The sequence below is a fragment of the Agromyces seonyuensis genome (assembly GCF_009789225.1).
GTDB lineage: Bacteria > Actinomycetota > Actinomycetes > Actinomycetales > Microbacteriaceae > Agromyces > Agromyces seonyuensis.
The window spans coordinates 1-17150 of the sequence record NZ_WSTA01000086.1; the positions used below are offsets into that span (position 1 = coordinate 1).

A 17150-nucleotide genomic window follows, 5' to 3' on the forward strand; every position below is an offset into this window, starting at 1 on the left:
CGGCGTCGACGCCGGCCCCGGATCCGACCGGCCCGGATCCGCGCGCATCGGCCCGACGACGCCGGTCGCCGCGGCGACGGCGGCGGCGACCCGGGCGGTCGCCTCGGCCGGCTCCGGCGACGTCGCGACCGCTTTCGCGTTCGAGGTCGGAGTCGGAGTCGGGGTCGGGACGGCCGATCCGCCCCGCGCACCGACGTCGTATCGGTCCGTCGGGAGGATGCGCGACTGCGGCAGGCGGGCGAGGTCGCGTGCATCGACGGCCGCCGCGATCGTCGCTGCGGCGACGAGGGGCACGCCCACCGCGCCGAGGGCGAAGAGCAGCACGGCGAGGGGGTCGGGACCCACTTCGCCGAGGCGGCCCGGCCCGATCGCGCCGCCCGACCACCACGCGGCGAGCGCGAGGAGCGAGGCCGCGACCAGAGCCGCCCCGCCCGCGCGCGCCGCCGTCACGGCGATGCCGGCGTCGGAGCGCTCGGAGCGCTGGAGGAGCATCCCTGCGGCGACGCCCGCCGAGATCGGCACGACGAGGCAGACGAGCCCGATGCCCGTGCCGGCGGGCAGGAGTGCGGCGATCGGCAGTGCGGGCACGGCGCCCGCGACCTGCTCCGTGGGTCCGATCGCCGAGCCCGCGCCCACCGCGAATCCCGGCCCGAGCAGCCAGGCGGCGGCCCATACGACGATGTTCGGGAGCACGCTGAGCTGCGCGACGCTCACCGCGATGCCGCCCACGACCCCGGTCTGCAGCGCCTGGAACACCGCGACGACGTCGGCGAAGCGCACGAACACCGACACCGCCACGACGATCGCGGCCGCGCCGAGCAGCAGCGCCGCCGCCCCGACGCCGCCGCGGAAGGCGGCCCGCACCCCTGAGACGAGACCGTGCGGGAGCAGGGCGACCCGCAGGGCGATCGGGCCGGGCTCCTCGGCATCGAGTGCGCCGGCGCGCAGGGACTCGCCGATCGCCCCGACCGCGGCCGCGACGCCGGCGACGAGGGCCGGGAGCAGCGCGGCCTGCACGGAGCCGGGCTCGGTCGCGGCCGACGTGCTCGTCGCGGCGACGAGGGACCCGATCGCCCCGACCACGAGCGCGGCCGAGACGATGCCCACGACCGGATGCCCCGCGCGCGTCGCGCGCACGCCGATGCGCCGAGCGAAGAGCGCCGTGACGAGGCCGAGGCCGAGCAGCGCGACGGTCACGGGGAACGTGCGGGCGGACTGGTCGAGGCCGACCGTCGCGGCGAACGCCTCGTCGAGGGTCATCGTCACGTCGGCTCCGTGGCCGAGGAGCCACACGACGCCAGTCGCACGCCAGAAGACGGCGAAGTCGGTCGACATGCCGAACTGCACCGCCCAGAGCAGGCTCATGGGCACGAGGAGGGCCGCGAGTCCGACGACCGCCGCGATCGCGGCTTCGAGGGCGGAGAGCAGGGCGGTGGGCAGTCGGTTCATCGCTCGGGCAGCCTAGCCCGCGGCGCGGACACGACCGGGCGCCCCGCCCGACCCCCACCGGATTGCCGGTCGCGCCTCGGCATCCACCGCCCCGACGCCCGCCCGCACCCTCGCCGGACGCGGAACGGGGTCGGCGGGCACCTGCCCGCCGACCCCGTCGCGTTCACCGGCCTCAGAGGGCGGCGTAGACCTCGCGCAGCAGGCGGGCGGTCTCGGACGGCGTCTTGCCGACCTTCACGCCGGCGGCCTCGAGGGCCTCCTTCTTCGCCTGGGCGGTGCCGGCCGAGCCGGACACGATCGCGCCCGCGTGGCCCATCGTCTTGCCCTCGGGAGCCGTGAAGCCCGCGACGTAGCCGACGACCGGCTTGGTGACGTTCGCCTTGATGAAGTCGGCCGCGCGCTCCTCGGCGTCGCCGCCGATCTCGCCGATCATGACGATCGCCTTGGTCTCGGGGTCGGCCTCGAACGCGGCGAGCGCGTCGATGTGCGTCGTGCCGATGATCGGGTCGCCGCCGATGCCGATGGCCGTCGAGAAGCCCAGGTCACGCAGCTCGTACATCATCTGGTAGGTCAGAGTGCCCGACTTCGAGACGAGGCCGATCGGGCCCTTGCCGGTGATGTTCGCCGGGGTGATGCCGACGAGCGACTCGCCGGGGCTGATGATGCCGGGGCAGTTCGGCCCGATGATGCGGGTCGTGCCGCCCTTCTCCTTGGCGTAGGCCCAGAACTCGGCCGAGTCCTGCACGGGCACGCCCTCGGTGATGACGACGAGCAGCGGGATCTCCGCGTCGATGGCCTCGATGACCGCGTCCTTGGTGAAGGCCGGCGGCACGAAGGCGATGGAGACGTCGGCGCCGGTGGCGGCGATCGCCTCGGCGACCGACGCGAACACGGGCAGGTCGACGGCGGCGCCGTCGGCGTCGACGTGCGAGACGGTGGTGCCGGCCTTGCGCGCGTTCACGCCGCCGACGACCTGGGTGCCCGCCGCGAGCATCCGCGCGGTGTGCTTGGTGCCCTCGCCGCCGGTGATGCCCTGGACGATGACTTTGGAGTCCTTGTTGAGGAAGATGGTCATTTTCGGGTCGGTCCTTACTTGGCGGCGAAGGCCAGCTCGGCGGCCTTGTCGGCGCCCTGGTCCATGTTCTCGGCGAGGGTGACGAGCGGGTGCGCGGCCTCCTCGAGGATGGCGCGGCCCTCGACGACGTTGTTGCCGTCGAGACGCACGACGATCGGCTTGTCGGCGGAGTCGCCGAGCTTGGCGAGCGCGCCCACGATGCCGTTGGCGACCGCGTCGCACGCGGTGATGCCGCCGAAGACGTTGACGAACACCGAGGTGACCTGCGGGTCGCCGAGGATGATGCCGAGCCCGTTGGCCATGACCTCGGCCGACGCGCCGCCGCCGATGTCGAGGAAGTTGGCGGGCTTGACGCCGCCGTGGTTCTCGCCGGCGTACGCGACGACGTCGAGCGTCGACATGACGAGGCCCGCGCCGTTGCCGATGATGCCGACCTCGCCGTCGAGCTTGACGTAGTTGAGGTCGAGGGCCTTCGCGGCCGCCTCGAGCGGGTCGGCCGCGGCCTTGTCCTCGAGCGCCTCGTGCTCGGGGTGGCGGAAGCCGGCGTTCTCGTCGAGCGAGACCTTGCCGTCGAGGGCGATGATGTCGCCCTCCTCGGTGAGGACGAGCGGGTTGACCTCGACGAGCGTCGCGTCCTCCTGCACGTAGACCTCGTAGAGCTTCACGATGACCGGGGCGACCTTGCCGATGAGCTCGGCCGGGAACTTGGCCTGCTCGGCGATCGCGGTGGCGGTCTCGAGCGTGATGCCGGCGATCGGGTCGACCTCGATGCGGGCGAGGGCCTCGGGACGCTCGACGGCGAGCTGCTCGATCTCCATGCCGCCCTCGTAGGAGGTGAGCGAGAGGTAGGAGCGGTTGGCGCGGTCGAGGAGCACCGAGAAGTAGAACTCCTGCGCGATGCGGGCGCCGCCCGCGACCATGACGCGCTTGACGACGTGGCCCTTGATGTCGAGGCCGAGGATGCCCTGGGCCGCCGTGAAGGCGTCCTCGGGGGTCTTCGCGACCTTGACGCCGCCGGCCTTGCCGCGGCCGCCGATCTTGACCTGGGCCTTGACCACGGTCACGCCGCCGAGCTGCTCGGCTGCGGCGCGCACCTCTTCGGGGGTGTCGGCGACGATGCCCGGGAGCACCGGGACGCCGTGCGCTTCGAACAGGTCTCTCGCCTGGTACTCGTACAGATCCACGCGTTCGTATCCAATCGGTTCGCGCGGCTCGTGCCCGCGCAGCATGGTGGGGTGATGACCCGATCGCAGGTTCCCGATGTCTCGACATCGAGAGATCTCTTCGGGCCGCGACCATGCTACCCCTCCGCTATGGCCGCGCAGAATCGCCGGTGCCGGGCAGCGGAACGAGTGGTGCAGCCTGAGCGGAACGGATGCGACGGGCCGGGCGCCGCTCAGCCCGCGTCCGGTCCGATACGGGGGAACTCGTCGAGCGAGAAGACGAACTCGACGGGCACCTCGAAGAAGCGCGCGATGCGCAACGCGAGGTGCAGGCTCGGGTTGAACTCGCCCCGCTCGAGGTAGCCGACCGTCTGGTAATGCACCCCGATGGCCTGGGCGAGCTCGCGTCGGCTGACCCGCCGTTCGGCGCGCAGCATCGCGACGCGGTTGTGCACGAGATCGGCGCGGGAGCCGCCCTCCCCGTGCGCGTCGGCGGCGCTCATGCGCGACGCAGCGCGGCCTGGCGCCGCGCTTCGATGGCCGAGCCGGTCTCGCGGCGGGCGACCCGGCGAAGCAAGCGGGGCGCGAGGAGCAGGGCGACGACGGCCCACGCCGCCACGATCGCCACGGCGAGTCCGGGCTGCCAGGCGCCGGTCGCCTCGATCGCCCCGAACTCGGCGGGCAGGAAGGCGCTGCGCAGTGCATGGCCGATCCAGTACAGGGGCAGGGCGAGGCCGATCGGCTGCACCCACGGCGGCAACGTCGAGATGGGCTGAATGAGCCCCGAAGCGAACGCGATGGCCCCCAGGATGAGGAAGCCCCACCCGCCGACCGAGCGCGGGTTGCGGAACAGCGTGCCGAGGACGATCCCCAGCGGGGTGAGGGCGACGGTGCCGAGGACGAGCACGCCGAGCACGAACGCCGCCCCGAGCGGGTCGAGCCCGAACCCGCCGCCGAGGGCGATCGCCGCGATGACGAGGGTCGGCACGACCGTGCAGACGAGCTCGGCGAGAGTGCGGACGGTGACGCCGATCGCGTAGGTCGGCACACCGGCCGGGAGGGCCCGAGCGCGCAGCAGGGTGCCGTCCTCGCGCTCGGTGACGACGACGGACGCGAGCCCGTAGGTCGAGATGAACGCCAGCTGGATCGTGAGCACGCTCGGGATCACGAACCACGCGGTCGGCACACCGGTCGCGACCTCGGCGTCGCGCAGGAGGAACAGCACGACACCGACGACGACGACGCCCAGCACGATGAAGAGCACGTCGCCGGGAGTGCGCAGCGAGATGCCGAACTCGGTGAGTCCGCGCCGGGTTCCGGCGCGCAGCGCGACGTTCATCGGCGCATCTCTCCCTCGGCGGCCGCGGAGTCCACGCCCGCCGCTTCGTCGTGCCGCGCGACCATCGCGAGGTAGGTCTCCTCGAGGGTCTGCGCGCGGACCTGCAGCTCCGTGATCTCGGCGCCGGGACGGGCGAGCAGTTCCCGGAGGAACGCCACGGGGTCGGCGGTCGCGTGCACGTGGGGGCGCCCGCCTTCGCGCCACGCCACCTCGCTCTCCCCCGCGGCTTGGCGGGAGAGCTCGATCGGGCTGCCGTCGGCGACGATGCGGCCCCGATCGAGGATGAGGATGCGGGAGGCGATCTTCTCGGCCTCGGCGAGATCGTGCGTGGTGAGCAGCACCGTGGTCTCGTCGAAGTCGCTGAGGGAGTTGACGAGCTCGTGGAAGTCGTGGCGGGCCACGGGGTCGAAGCCGACCGTCGGTTCGTCGAGGAAGAGCAGCTCGGGGCGGCCGACGAGGCCGATCGCGACGTCGAGCCGGCGGCGCTGCCCGCCCGAGAGCGACTTCACCAGGGCGCCGCGCTGCGCGGCGAGGCCGACGAGCCCGAGAAGCTCGTCGACGTCGTACGGGGCGGGCCGACCGGCGGCGCGGACGCCCGCGTAGAGGGCGGCGAACTGCTCGAGCAGCGGACCGACCTTCCAGCGGGCGTGGTCGCGCCAGGACTGGAGCACGACGCCGACGCGCGCCCGCCAGTCGTCGCCGGCGCGCGCTGGATCCTCGCCGAGCACGCGGACCGTCCCCGACGTCGGTCGGCGGAAGCCCTCGAGGAGCTCGATCGTCGTCGTCTTGCCTGCGCCGTTCGGCCCCAGCAGCGCGACGACTTCGCCGCGATGGATGCGCAGGTCGAGGCCGGCGAGCACCTCGCGGGCGCCGTAGCGCATCCGCAGCCCCTCCGCCTCGACGACGATCGCTTCGTTCACGTCCGGCTCCCATCATCGACGTGCTCAAGAATGTAGTACATATACTACATTCCTGCGAGCGGTCGCGTCGAACGTCCCAGCGGTCCCCGTCCTCCGGGTCCACCCTGCTGACGCGGGCATCCGCGCGGTGGGATCATGCACGTCGGAGGCGGAGCGCCTCCGTTCGGCTCGTCGGAGAGACGGAGATCGCCATGGAGCAGCAGGTCGGAACCGGTGCGACGGCGGCGGGGCCGCGCATTCTCGAGCTCCGCGTGCACGGCGTGCACAACACGAAACCGTTCGAGCTGCTCGACCTGCCCAAGGAGGACGTTCGCCTCGCCGCCGGCGACGCGCTCGGCTCCTTCTGGGAGGCGTCGCCCGAAGCCCGCGCGGCGCGCGTCCGGGCGAGCGACGCCGATGTCGACGACCGCGGCGAGCAGACCGCCGACGTCCACCGCGAGATGTACTCGTGGGGCGGCATGGTGCGCACCACTCCCCCGGACTCCGGCCTCGGCGGCAAGTTCCTTGCGGTGCTCGCCCGCGCCGGCTGGGCGCTCCTGCTGCCCTTCTCCCTCGCCAACGCCGGGATGTGGACGTGGCAGCTCTCCAGCGGCGCCCGGCCCCGGTGGAGCTTCCGCTCCGCCGTCATCCGCGTGTTCGGCGTGCTCCTGACCCTGCTCATGGCGGGCACGGCCGCGATCGTCGCCCTCGACGTCGTCGCGATGCAGTGCTTCGCCGACGACGTCGTGCGGTGCGAGGCCCTGCCCGGCCCGATCGCCGCCATGGCCGCATGGAGCCCGGGGGTCCGGGTGGCCCTCTTCTCGCTCGTGCCCGTCCTCGCCGTCGGCGGGCTGTGGTGGCTGTCCTCCCTCTCGCGGCTGCGCTACGACGTCGCCGACCGCATCGTCGGTTCGGCGCAGCCCGGCAGCGCGCCCGGCGCCGACGACGGAACCTCGCAGCTCACCCGACGCGCGTACTGGCTGCGCAACGGCGCCACGGGGCGGCTCGCGATGACGCACTTCTCGGCCGCCACGGCCCTGACCGCCGTGCTTCTCACCGCCACCTGGTCTGGTGCGGATCCGACCGCGGGCGTCGCCGGGTTCTGGGTGTCGGTCGTGCTGCTCGCCGCGACGCTCGTCACGGCGGCGGGCACCCGGACGATGCCGTTCGAGCGTTCGGCGCCGAAGCGCCCCGCACGACCGATCTGGCACGGCACGCTCCTCGCGCTGTGCGTGCTCGCCTGGCTCGCCTCGGCGGTGATGGTGGCGACGCTCACGCGGGGCTGCATGTCGGGCGATGCCGACGCGAGCGCGGTGGAGTCCCCCGACACGTGCTGGAGCGGGATCGCCGTCGTCGGCGGCGCCGAGCTCGCCATCTCGGGTGTCACGGTGCTCATGATCCTCGCGCTCGCGGTCGTCCTCGTCGGCATCATGGCGTGCTTCCCGGTCCGCGCCCGGGCCGAGCTGCCCGGGCAGTCCCAGCGCCGGTATCGCGCCTGGCACGGCCTCGGCCCCGCCGTCTTCTCGGTCTGCTCGCTCGCGCTCGGCCTGATCTGGTCGAGCCTCATCGCCGTCGGCATCGGCGACTGGCTCAACGGCGCGGCGGGCGCGTCCTCGCTCGCGACGGAGACCACCGACCGCATCCGCTCGGTCGACGGCGCCGACCTCGCCGTCGACCTCGATCTCCCGGCGCTCTACTCGGTGTTCGGCGTCGTCGCGCTCGCACTGCTCGCCGTCGGCATCGTCGTCGCCGTGATCGCCGTCCTGCGGCCGCGCGATCTGGAGGACCGCATCGGCGCCTGGCCCGAGCCGACGGAGCGGCCCGTCGTCCCCGGCCCGGGGCCCGTGAGCCCGTCGGGCGTGCCGACCATGGCCGTCGCCGAGTACAGCGGGCCCGCCCTCGAGTCGGGTGCGCCGGGCGCGGACCCGATGCGGCCCGCACCGGACTCGGCGGCCTACTCGTCGTTCATGGCGCACCGCATCGGCAAGGCGCGCCTCGCCGCCGCCCGCACCCACCTCGTGGAGCCGCTCGCCTGGATGCTGGCGATCGGGTCGGCGCTCGCCCTCGTCGGCTCGATCGTGGTCGCCGCCGCGTTGCCCTTCCAGACCGGGAAGGCCGCGACGGCGACGTTCGACGCGTTCGGGCCGCTCTCCGACGTCGCCCTCATCGCGTGGGGGCTCATCGCCGTCGCGGTCATGGGCGGTCTCGTCCTCGGCGGCGACAAGACCGTGCGTCCCCTCGGCATCGTGTGGGACGTCACGTGCTTCATGCCCCGCACCGGCCACCCGTTCGGCCCGCCGTGCTTCGTCGAGCGGGCCGCCCCCGAGATCGCCTCGCGCATCCTCTGGTGGCTGGATGACGCCACGCAGGGCGCCCCGCGCGAGGACCGCCGCGTCGTGCTCGTCGCGCACAGCATGGGCGCCGTCGTCGCCACGTGCGCGCTGTCGATCCTCTCGCTGCACCCCGAGGCGCAGCGAGTCCGCGACCGGCTGGCGTTCCTGACCTTCGGCGTGCAGCTGCGGCCCTGGTTCGGGCGCTTCTTCCCGGAGCTGCTCGGCCCCGACACCCTCGGCATCACCCCGTGCCGCCGTCCCCGCACCTTCTCCGCCGACCCCTGGGGCGACGACTTCACGTCTGCGGCTGCCCCGTCGGGCAGCCCGCTGGATGCCCCGGGATTCCGCCTGCCGATCTCGGGTTGGCAGAGCCTGTGGCGCGGCACCGACATCCTCGGCTTCCCGGCGTATTCGAACCGACCGGGCGAGAACCCCGTCGACCTGAACACCGAGGAGTTCGACACGACCGGCTACTTCGCCGCGGTCGCGACCCACGGCGAGTACTTCCGCTCCCCCGTCTACCAGCAGGCGCTGCGCCGGCTGGTCGACGGCATGGATGCCGGGCTGACGAAGGCCGAGACGACCGGCCCGGTGACGACACCGTCCCCGCCGGTGCCCGCGAGCGCGGGTCAGTCCACCGCATAGCGGGCTGCGGCCGCCTCCAGCGGTCGCAGCCGGCGCGCCGCGTCGAACCCGACGCCCGCCCGCCGGCCGAGCACCTCGAGCCCCGCGCGGTAGTCCGCCTCGAAGCGCGCCGCTTCGGCGGGAGCGAGCGACGCGAAGACCGCCGCGGCGCCGGCGCGCGCGTCGGCGGCCGCTTCGAGCAGGGTGTTCCAGGTCGCCTCGTCGGGCCGCGGCGGCAGCGCCCCGCCGTCGTTCGACGCGGCTTCGTGCGGCCGCGCCCTCGCGATTCGGTGGGTGCGCACGGCGAGGACGAGGGCGAGCACGAGGTTCGGCACCGCGAGCGCCGTCGCGACGAGCGCCGTCGCGGTCGGGCCTTCGAGGAGCATCCGCACCGTCATGGTGACGAGCCCCGCCGCGCTGAAGGCCGCACCCGTGCCGAACACGGCGGACACCGCGAGCGAGGGCGCCGCCCGGCGACGCACGGCGACGGCGACGACGAGGGCGGCGAGTCCGACGAGTTGCAGCACGAGCACCTCGCGGGAGACCTCCGGCAGGTCGGCCCAATTGGAGCCGTACCGACCGCCGCCGATCGGCACGACGAACGTGCCGGCCGCGGCGAACGCCGCCACGATCGACGCGGCGAAGAGCGGGGTGCTCGCCCGGAACGCGCGCGAGCGCGCCACCGCGGCGGCGGCACGGACCTCCGGGGACTGCGCGACCTGTGCCGCATGTGCGGCCGCCCGGTCGAACGTGCGGTCGATCCGCTCGATCCGCTCGGCGGCCGAGCGGTCGATGCTGCGCAGCGCGGCGTCCTGCAGACTGCGGGCGACGGCGCGCGTGCTCGGCCGGCCGTCGAGCCCCAGCTTCTCGGCCCGCTGCACTGCGGTGATCGGTCGCGCGCTCATGCTCGACGCGCCCGCACTCGATCGAGTCCCATCGCCGCGAGCACGAGCAGCACGCCCGCGGCGGCGCCGAGCACGGTGTCCACGAGTCGGTCCACGAGCAGCGGCTCGACGGGACCGGGGTTGCCGAGGTGCGAGACGACGAGCGCGAGCGGCGTGATGACGAGCAGCGCGGCGCCGTAGTGGCGTCCGACGAGGATCTCGGCGCCGAACTGCGCGAGGCCGATGACCAGGACGAGCACCTGGACGGGCGGGTCGGGCCAGAGCAGGAGGAAGGTGATCACGACGCCGCCGACCGTGCCGATCACGCGGTGCCAGGCGCGCGAGATCGTGTGCGCGGCGCCGGGCGGCGGGATGGCCGCCACCGCCGAGACGAGCGCCCAGTACGGATGCCCGAGGTCGAGCAGGTCGGCGACGACCCACACGATCGCCGAGGCCGCGCAGAGCTGGGCGATCTGGATCCAGACGCGGCCGTCGACGAGGGCGGCGGGGCGCACGGCGAGGTCGCGGGCGAGGTCCTTGAACGGTCGGATGCCCCGCGCCGCAGCCGCGCGGCGCAGCACCCACCCCGACATCGAGAGCAGCCAGGCGAACACGGCGCTCGTCGCGGCGAGCCCCACCCGGATGCCGTACTCGTCGGCCGGGGTCGGCACGGCGGCCGTCACCATGAGCCCGAACACGAAGAAGAGGGTGGTCGGCGGCCCGAGCCGGAAGACCTGCACGAGCAGGGTGCCGCCGACGAGGACGACGGCCAGACCGAGCGCTCCGATCGCCTCCGCGGCGGCCGGCGCGGCGAACGCGGCGATGGCCGTGCCCGCGGCGACGCTCGCCACGAGGCCGAGGCCCGCGACTCCGACGGTTCGGGCCCGCATGCGGTAGACCTCGCCGCGGCCGAAGATCGCGGTCATCGCGCCGAAGGCGGCATAGGCCGACCAGTCGGTGCGGCCGAGCGAGACGAGGATCGCGAGCGGCAGCACGGCGGCCAGGGCCGCCCGGAACGCGACCTCGACGTCGAGCGCGCGCACACGCTGCAACCAGGGTTCGGGCGTCGGGGCGGCGCCGCTCGGTGCGCCGCCGCTCACCGGACGCGCCCGAGCGCGAGCGCGGCGTAGAACAGCGCGGCGACGGTCTCGCCGTCGGAGATCGCCCCGGAGCGCACGAGCTCGAACACCTCGGCCCACGGCACCGCGCGGACGTCGTCGATGCCCTCCTCCGCCTGCGAACGATCGGCGCCGTCGACCTGGTGCAGGCGCGTGGCGAGGTACACGATCTCGGGTGCGCGCGCGATGCCGTTGAGCGCGGTCATCCGGCCGATCTCGCGCCACTCGTCGGCCTCGTAGCCGGTCTCCTCGAGGAGCTCGCGGCGGGCCGCGGCGAGCGGGTCCTCGCCGTCGGTGCCCCCGGCGGGGACCTCGATCGTCGAGCCGACGGTGTGCCGATCGATGGTGACCATCAGCACTTCGTCGTCGTCGGTGACGGCGACGATGAACACCGCGTCGTTGACGACCTCGACGACGCCGTAGACGCCCTCCTCGCCGTCGGGGCGGACGACCCGGTCTTCGACGACCCGGATCCAGCGGTTCTCGTATGCGACGCGCGAGTCGCGGACGGGCCAGGTCACAGCTTCTCGATCGGGGCGATCTTGATGAGCAGCTTCTTCGCGCCCGCGGCGTCGAACGCGACGTGCGCGATGCGCTTCGTGCCCTCGCCCGTCACCTGCTGCACGGTGCCGTCGCCGAAGTCGGTGTGGCGGATGCGGTCGCCGGCCTCGAGCGTCAGGTCGCCGTTGTCGCGCACCGTGCCGGTGACCTTGTTGGCCCACTCGGCGCGAGGCGCTTCCGACTTCGTGACCGAGAAGCGGTCGAGCGACTCGAGTCGTCGTGCCGAGCCGAACCGGTCGTCGGCCGAGCGGCCGTACCCGCCCGAGCCCGGCCCGCGCCGCGCATTGAGCGCCCGCGGCTGCGTGCCGCCGCGGCTCGTGGCGTCGCCCGGCGACTGCTTCCAGTCGATGAGCCCCTCGGGGATCTCCTGGAGGTAGCGCGAGGGCATCGCGACGGCGACCTCGCCGAACTGGGCGCGGCTCATCGCGAGCGAGAGGTAGAGGCGCTTGCGCGCGCGGGTGATGCCCACGTAGAAGAGGCGCCGCTCCTCGGCGGGGCCGCCGGGCTCGGTCGCCGACATCTGGTGCGGCAGCAGTCCCTCCTCGATGCCGGTGAGGAACACGGCCTCGAACTCGAGGCCCTTCGCGGTGTGCAGCGTCATGAGGGAGACCGTGCCCGACGCGTCATCCAACTCGTCGGCGGCGGCGACGAGCGAGACCTGCGTGAGGTAGTCGACGAGGGTCGAGCCGGGGTTCTCGGTGTCGAACGCCTTCGTCTGGGCGAGGAGCTCCTCGACGTTCTCGGCGCGCGTCTCGTCCTGCGGGTCGCGAGAGCCGCGCAGCGCCGTGACGAGGCCGCCCTCGGCCAGGAGGAAGGCGAGCACCTCGCTCACCTTCGCGGCGCCGGCGTTCGACCCGGAAGCCGGGTCCGTCGGCACCATCATGAGCGCCGCCTGGTCGAGGATGCCGACGAGGCCGAGGATCGCACCGGTCACCTTGGGGCCGAGGCCCAGCCCGGCGGCCGCGCGCATCGCCTCGCGGAAGGACAGGTCGTTCTCGTCGGCGAACTTCGCGAGCGCCGTCTCGGTCGCCGGCCCGATGCCGCGCTTCGGCGTGTTCAGGATGCGTCGCAGCGCGAGCTCGTCGAGCGGGTTCGCGACGGCGATGAGGTAGGCCATCGCATCCTTGATCTCGGCGCGCTCGTAGAACTTCGTGCCGCCGATCACTCGGTACGGAACGGCCGAGCGCACGAAGATCTCCTCCAGTGCACGCGTCTGCGCATTGGTGCGGTAGAAGACGGCCATCTCGCGGTAGGCCATGCCGGCGCGGTGCAGTGCGTCGATCTCGTCGGCGACGAACTGCGCCTCGTCGTGCGCGGTGTAGCCCGTGTAGCCGACGATCTGCTCGCCGGCGCCGTCGGCCGTCCAGAGGTTCTTGTCCTTGCGGTCGAAGTTGTTCGCGATGACCGCGTTCGCCGCCGAGAGGATGTTCTGCGTCGAGCGGTAGTTCTGCTCGAGCAGCACGACCCGTGCGCCCGGGAAGTCGCGCTCGAACTCGCTGATATTGCGGATGTCGGCGCCGCGGAAGGCGTAGATCGACTGGTCGGAGTCGCCGACGACGGTGAGCGAGGCGCCCGGGATCTCGTGGTTCGCGTCGAGCAGGCCCCGCACGTGCAGGCCCTGCGCCTCGAGCTCGTGCACCTCCTCGGGCTCGACCGGGCGCGTGAGCTCGTGGATGAGCGAGTACTGCGCGTGGTTCGTGTCCTGGTACTCGTCGACGAGGAGGTGGCGGAAGCGGCGCCGGTAGAGCGCGGCCGTCTTCGGGAACGCCCGGAAGAGGTACACGGTCTCGGCGATGAGGTCGTCGAAGTCGAGCGCGCTCGCGTCGCGCAGCCGCCGCGAGTACTCGCGGAAGATCGAGAGGAACGTGACCTCGTGCGGGTCGTTGAGGTTGGCGTTGCGCGCGTACGTCTCGACGTCGGCGAGCTCGTTCTTGAGCTTGGAGATCTTCGAGGCCGCGCCGGCGGGCGTGAAGCCCATCGTGTCGGCGTCGAGCTCCTTGATGATGCGCTTCAGGATCGTGCGCTGGTCGGCGGAGTCGTAGATCGTGAAGGTCTGCGAGAGCCCGATCGCCTCGGCCTCGCGGCGCAGGATGCGCACGCACGCGGAGTGGAACGTCGAGATCCACATGCCGTCGTCGGCCTCGCCGAGCAGGGCGCCGACGCGCTCGCGCATCTCGGCGGCGGCCTTGTTCGTGAAGGTGATCGCGAGGATCTGGCTCGGCCACGCCTCGCGGCTCGCGATGAGCCCGGCGATGCGGTGGGTCAGCACGCGCGTCTTGCCCGAGCCCGCGCCCGCGACGATGAGCAGTGCGGGCCCGCGGTACTCGACCGCTTCGCGCTGCTCGGGGTTGAGGCCCTGCACGAAGGGGTTGTCGTCGGCGGCCGGAGCGCTCGGGGCCTCCCGCCAACCGGCGGGCTCGTCGGGATCGAGGATGATCGTCATGTCGAGCCCAATTGTAGGCGCGCCCGCCGACAGCGCGCCGGGTGCATCCGGGTTCAGGCCGGCTCGGCGGATGCCCGTGGCGTCGGCCGGCGGCCGATGAACGCGAGCCCGAGTCCGACGACGAGGAGCGCGCCGCCAGCGGCCGCCGCGTACCAGGGCGTCGAGACGGGGATCTCGAGGTAGGCCGTGAGACCGAGGATGCGGGAGAGCCCCCACGGCAGCAGCCCCAGCTCGTCGTTCCAGGCCGTCATCGCGGTTTCGAGCCCGATCGCCCCGATGATCGCGGCGGGAACGAGGAGCCCGGCGCCGACCGCGGCCAGGACGGCGCCGCTCGCCCGCCGCGCCCCGATCGCGGCGCCGAGCGCCCATCCGGCCGCGACGAACACCCAGATGAAGCACGCGAACGCGAGGGCGATGTACGCGGTGCGCTGCACGGGCTCGGTCCAGAACGCGAACCAGTAGCCGCCCGGTCCGGTGAACGAGACCGCTGCGAGCGCGAGGATGCACCGGAGCACGATCGCCCCGCCGGCCGCCGCGATCACGGGCCACGGCGGGCTGCGCCGCAGGCACGCGAGGAGCACGAGCGCGAACACGAGCCACGCGCCGAGCACGATCGCCGGATGCGTCCACGACAGGAACGAGGTCTGCACGGCGCGCGTCAGGACGAGCATCGTCGCGGGCACGGCGACGAGCAGCGCCGTGCCCGCCCGCGACAGCCCCGCCGTCGCCGCCACGGAGCACCACGGCCGGGTGGCCGCCGTCCAGGCCGCGCGGGCCGCGCTGCGGACCGATCCGACGGACGCCGCACCCCGGGTGAACGCGCCGAGCAGCATCCAGGCGACGGCGAGCACGCCGAGGCCGCGGGCGAGCCACGCCATGAGCGGGTCCCGCTCCGCTCGGTCGACGCCGAGCTCGGCCGCCGTGAGGTTGTAGGCGGGAGTGTCGACGTCGCCGTCGTAGCGTTCGACGTGGGCCGCGGCGAGCGCCTCGAAGCGGTCGCGGTCGGCCTCCCAGGCGCTCCGCGCCTCCGCCGAGCCGGTGTCGTGCCACAGCCCGGCGTGCAGGATCATCGAGCGGTACGCATCGAGCATCCCGAGCGTGTCGACCTCGTAGTCGAGCGTGTCGAGGAACGCCGTGCGGAGCGCCGGGTCCTTCCACGTCGCCGGATCGGTCGCGCTCACCCGCTCGCGCATCGCCTCCGCGGTCGCGACCGCCTGCTCGCCGCCGGCGATCGCGTCATCCAGCTCGCCGCCCGTCGCGTCGCGGACGATGGCGTACATGACGTCGAGCACCGCCGAGTCGCCGGTGAGGATGTCCCACTCGAAGATCCACATCATGGGCGGCGGTTCGAGCCCGATCGCGAACACGCGCTGCTCGGCGAACGGTTCGAGGTAGAGCCCCTGCTGCACGGCGGTGCGGGACTCGGCCATGGCGGCGGCGATCGCCGCCACGGTCTCCGGGTCGTCGGAGAAGTGCTCGCGCGCCCAGTCGGCCGTGACGCGGGCAGGGTCGGCCGCGGGGTCGGCGGCGAGCACCGCGGCGACCTGCGTGTTGAGCTCGTACAGCTGCCAGAAGCCGGACTTCAGATACAGGCTCATCGGACCGGCCCGCCAGGGCCCGCCGTCCTGCGTCCACACCCAGACGCCCTCGATGCGATCGTTCGACTCGAGCAGGCGCTGCAGCGCCCACCGGTACTCGGCGCCGAGGTCGTTCGGCAGCGCCCCGTAGTCCTCGAACTCGCGGCGGCTCTGGAACTCGACGATGCGGCGCTGCTCGCCCTGCGCGAGGGTCTCGTTGAGCGGCAGCCACGAGTAGAAGTCGCCGAGCGTGTACTTGGTCGACACGATGAGCCCCGGCGAATCGAGTCCGGAGAGCGCCGCCTCGTACGAGTCCACGTCGGTGTGCAGGTCGCCGACGTCGCCGATGCCGACGGTCCAGCTGCGGAAGATCACCTCGCGCTCCGCCGCCTCCGCCTGCGCGGAGAGCACCTCGAGCATGGTGCGCACGGCGTCGACGCTCGTCACCGCGAGTGCGGAGGACACGTCCCACCCGGCGACGTCGTACACCGGTCCGGCCTCGCCGACGCGGATGAGCACCCCGTCGAGGGCGGGCTCGGCGGCGTAGAGCTCGTCGAGCCCGGCGGCGTAGACGTCCCAGAGCTCGGGGTTCTCGGTGTCGAGGGAGCCGAAACGCGCGACGAGCTCCGCCTCGAGCGGGTCGGTGAGGGCGAGCATGTCGGTGCGGAGGTAGACGCGCACCCCGAGTTCGTCGGCGCGCTGCCAGAACGGCGCGAACGCGTCGCGCAGTGCGATCGCGCGGTCGCGATGCGGGTCGTCGGGGCCGTAGATCGGCCCGCCCGGCGCGTCGTCGAACGTGACGAACTCGACGAAGCCGGGGAACGCCACGGCGTTCGAGCCGTTCGCGAGGCTGTGCCGGAGGAACGTGTCGAAGTCCTCGTACGCCGCGGCGAGCGCGGCTTCGTCGACGTAGGGCGGCTCCGGCAGGATCGCGTCGGCGAAAGCGTGGGACGCGTGGGAGTAGTCGGTGCCGGCGGACCAGACGGCGGGGTCCGGGGCGACGCCCACGGCGCCGAGGTCGACCATCCGCAGCGGCAGTCGGCTCGCGTCGTGCGGCCCTACCTCCGCGGCGATCGACCGGCCGGCGCGGACGGCGGCGGCCACGTCGTAGACGCCGCGGACGGCGCCGTCGTCGCTCGCCGCGGTGACCCGGTACGTCGAGCCGTCGACCTCGAGCCGGTAGGCGTCGTCGGCCCCGTCGCCGCTCTCCCTCGCCGCTCCGGTCACCGTGACGGCGAGGCTCGCCGTGCCGTCGCGGCGCTCCGCGTCCGCCGTCGCATCCCGCAGTTCGTCGACCGCGGCCTCGAAACGCGGCCCGCCCGGCACCTCGACGGAGGCGAGCTCGGGCGGCATGACGGCCGCGGCGACGGCGGCGGGTTCGACCGGGTCGGAGCCCATGGGCTCGGCCGACTCGGTGCGGATGCCGAGCGCGTCCCCGACGCCGACGCCGATCCCGGCGCCGAGCCCCACGAGCACGAGCGCGACGATCGCCGCGAGGATCCCGGGTCGTCGTCGCGCGCGTGGCATGAGCAGAGCATAGGTGCGCCGACGGAACCGGCCCGACCCCGTTTCGGGGGCCGGGCCGGTGCAGGTCACTGCGGCGGGGTCGGCGGCGCCACGGGCGGCTGCGGCTGCGGCGGCACGGACTGCTGGGCCGGCGGCGGCACCGGCGCGCCCTGCGGCGG

At 73.5% G+C, this 17150-nt stretch carries 12 protein-coding genes; 1 reads left to right on the forward strand and 11 read right to left on the reverse strand.

The features are described 5' to 3' along the window. The 6 genes from GB864_RS15235 to GB864_RS15260 form a co-directional block, all read right to left on the reverse strand. Nucleotides 1-1449: cell division protein PerM (locus GB864_RS15235; RefSeq protein ID WP_160426552.1), on the reverse strand; the 1449-nt coding region annotated here is incomplete at its 3' end. Nucleotides 1450-1621: 172 nt separating this feature from the next. Further along, on the reverse strand, nt 1622-2524 hold the full coding sequence (gene sucD / locus GB864_RS15240; RefSeq protein WP_160426553.1) for a succinate--CoA ligase subunit alpha: 903 nt from the start codon (nt 2522-2524) through the stop codon (nt 1622-1624). Nucleotides 2525-2538: 14 nt separating this feature from the next. Further along, nucleotides 2539-3708, reverse strand: a complete 1170-nt coding sequence (gene sucC / locus GB864_RS15245; protein WP_160426554.1) for an ADP-forming succinate--CoA ligase subunit beta — start codon at nt 3706-3708, stop codon at nt 2539-2541. Between the two features lie 212 nt (nt 3709-3920). Next, the gene (locus tag GB864_RS15250; protein ID WP_160426555.1) at nt 3921-4190 is read right to left on the reverse strand and encodes a helix-turn-helix transcriptional regulator; all 270 of its coding nucleotides are present in this window, start codon (nt 4188-4190) and stop codon (nt 3921-3923) included. Further along, a complete protein-coding gene (locus tag GB864_RS15255) occupies nt 4187-5026 on the reverse strand; it encodes an ABC transporter permease (RefSeq protein ID WP_160426556.1) in 840 nt (279 codons plus the stop codon). The genes GB864_RS15250 and GB864_RS15255 overlap by 4 nt, the downstream gene beginning before the upstream one ends. Further along, the gene (locus GB864_RS15260) at nt 5023-5946 is read right to left on the reverse strand and encodes an ABC transporter ATP-binding protein (protein WP_336604033.1); all 924 of its coding nucleotides are present in this window, start codon (nt 5944-5946) and stop codon (nt 5023-5025) included. Before GB864_RS15260 ends, GB864_RS15255 begins: the two co-directional genes overlap by 4 nt. A gap of 191 nt (nt 5947-6137) precedes the next feature. On the opposite strand from GB864_RS15260, the gene GB864_RS15265 reads away from it, so the two are divergent. Next, a complete protein-coding gene (locus GB864_RS15265; RefSeq protein ID WP_160426557.1) occupies nt 6138-8903 on the forward strand; it encodes a hypothetical protein in 2766 nt (921 codons plus the stop codon). Here GB864_RS15265 and GB864_RS15270 read toward each other — a convergent pair. The 5 genes from GB864_RS15270 to GB864_RS15290 are packed head-to-tail and all read right to left on the reverse strand — an operon-like array spanning nt 8888 to nt 16992. Next, the gene (locus GB864_RS15270) at nt 8888-9787 is read right to left on the reverse strand and encodes a hypothetical protein (RefSeq protein WP_160426558.1); all 900 of its coding nucleotides are present in this window, start codon (nt 9785-9787) and stop codon (nt 8888-8890) included. The two genes, GB864_RS15265 and GB864_RS15270, sit on opposite strands and share 16 nt — an antisense overlap. Continuing rightward, the gene (locus GB864_RS15275) at nt 9784-10866 is read right to left on the reverse strand and encodes an FUSC family protein (protein ID WP_336604034.1); all 1083 of its coding nucleotides are present in this window, start codon (nt 10864-10866) and stop codon (nt 9784-9786) included. Before GB864_RS15275 ends, GB864_RS15270 begins: the two co-directional genes overlap by 4 nt. Then, the gene (locus GB864_RS15280; RefSeq protein ID WP_160426559.1) at nt 10863-11405 is read right to left on the reverse strand and encodes an NUDIX domain-containing protein; all 543 of its coding nucleotides are present in this window, start codon (nt 11403-11405) and stop codon (nt 10863-10865) included. Before GB864_RS15280 ends, GB864_RS15275 begins: the two co-directional genes overlap by 4 nt. After that, nucleotides 11402-13888 carry an ATP-dependent helicase gene (locus GB864_RS15285; protein WP_160426560.1) on the reverse strand — a complete coding sequence of 829 codons (2487 nt, stop codon included), beginning with the start codon at nt 13886-13888 and terminating at the stop codon, nt 11402-11404. The genes GB864_RS15280 and GB864_RS15285 overlap by 4 nt, the downstream gene beginning before the upstream one ends. A 53-nt stretch (nt 13889-13941) precedes the next feature. Then, complete coding sequence (locus GB864_RS15290) at nt 13942-16992, reverse strand: hypothetical protein (RefSeq protein WP_160426561.1); 3051 nt, start codon at nt 16990-16992, stop codon at nt 13942-13944. Nucleotides 16993-17150: the final 158 nt, after the last annotated feature.